The organism is Caballeronia sp. INML3B (assembly GCF_023631305.1).
Taxonomy (GTDB): domain Bacteria; phylum Pseudomonadota; class Gammaproteobacteria; order Burkholderiales; family Burkholderiaceae; genus Caballeronia; species Caballeronia turbans.
Window position 1 is genome coordinate 1 of the sequence record NZ_JALQDI010000024.1, and the last position, 1863, is coordinate 1863.

The 1863-nt window shown below is 63.6% G+C and carries 1 protein-coding gene; it reads right to left on the reverse strand.

Features of this window, described 5'->3' with window-relative positions; translation table 11 throughout:
- On the reverse strand, positions 1-1863 hold a 1863-nt coding region (locus NCS58_RS12310), incomplete at both ends, for an NADP-dependent malic enzyme (RefSeq protein ID WP_250538524.1).

The window sequence follows — 1863 nt, forward strand, 5'->3', positions numbered from 1 at the left end:
GTGAACCGGCTTCGCGGCGCCGAGCAGAATCGGCCCGATGGCGATGCCGCTGCCCGCCGCCGTCTTCAGCAGGTTGTACGAGATGTTCGCCGCGTCGATGTTCGGCAGGATCAGCAGGTTCGCGTCGCCTTCGAGCGTCGATTCCGGCAGCACTTCCTTACGCAGACGCGCATCCAGCGCGACGTCGCCGTGCATTTCGCCATCCACGTCCAGATCGGGCGCGCGCTCCTTGAGGATCGCGAGCACGTCGCGCATCTTCTGCGCGGTCGGGGCATTGCTCGTGCCGAAGTTCGAATGCGACAACAGCGCGATCTTCGGCACGATGCCGAAGCGCTTCACTTCTTCCGCCGCCAGCATCGTGATTTCAGCGAGCTGCTCGGGCGTCGGATCGACGTTCACGTGTGTATCGACCAGGAAAATCTGCCGGCCCGGCAACACCAGCGCGTTCATCGCCGCGTAGACCTTCGCGCCTTCCTTCTTGCCGATGACCTGATCGATGAAGTGCAAATGGCGATGCGTGGTGCTCACCGTGCCGCAGATCATGCCGTCGGCTTCGCCCTTCTGCACGAGCATCGCGCCGATGAGCGTCGTGCGGCGGCGCATTTCGAGCTTCGCCATCTGCTGGCTGATGCCCTTGCGCGCCATCATCTTGTAATAGCTCTGCCAGAAGTCGCGGTAGCGTTCGTCGTGATCGGTATCGACGACCGTGAAGTCGGTGCCCGCCGTGAGACGCAGACCGAACTTCTGGACGCGTTGCTCGATGACCGCCGGCCGGCCGATGAGAATCGGCTTGGCGATCTTTTCATCGACGGCGATCTGCACCGCGCGCAGCACGCGCTCTTCCTCGCCTTCCGCGAACACGATGCGCTTTTTCTCCGGCTCGACGCTGCGCGCGAGCTGGAACACGGGCTTCATCGTCGTGCCGCTGTGATAGACGAACTGCTGCAGATGCTGCTCGTAGGCGTCCATGTCCTCGATCGGACGCGTCGCCACGCCGCAATCCATCGCGGCCTTCGCCACGGCCGGCGCGATCTTCACGATGAGACGCGGATCGAAGGGCTTCGGAATCAGATATTCGGGGCCGAACGACAGATCCTGAATGCCATAAGCCGTCGCGACGATATCGCTCTGCTCCTGACGCGCCAGTTCCGCAATCGCGTTCACAGCCGCGATCTCCATTTCCTTCGTGATCACGGTCGCGCCAACGTCGAGCGCCCCGCGGAAGATGAACGGGAAGCACAGAACGTTGTTGACCTGGTTCGGATAATCCGTGCGGCCCGTCGCCAGCAGCGCGTCCGGGCGCACTTCGAGCGCGAGTTCCGGCAGGATTTCCGGCGTCGGGTTGGCGAGCGCGAGAATCAGCGGCTTCGCGGCCATCTGCTTGACCATGTCCTGCTTGAGCACGCCGCCGGCCGAGAGACCGAGGAACACGTCCGCGCCTTCGATCACTTCGGCGAGCGTGCGCGCGCTGGTTTCGCGGGCGAACAGTTCCTTGTCCGGATCCATCAGTTCGGTGCGGCCCTTGTAGACCACGCCGGCCAGATCCGTCACGAAGATGTTCTCGCGCTTCATGCCGAGATCGACGAGCAGGTTCAGGCAGGCCAGCGCCGCCGCGCCAGCGCCCGAGGCCACGAGCTTCACTTCGCCGATGTCCTTGCCGACCACCTTCAGACCATTGGTGATCGCCGCCGCGACGACGATCGCGGTGCCGTGCTGGTCGTCGTGAAAGACTGGAATCTTCATGCGCTTGCGGCATTCCCGCTCGACGATGAAGCAGTCCGGCGCCTTGATGTCTTCCAGATTGATGCCGCCGAAGGTCGGTTCGAGCGCGGCGATCACATCGACGAGCTTGTGCGGATCGCT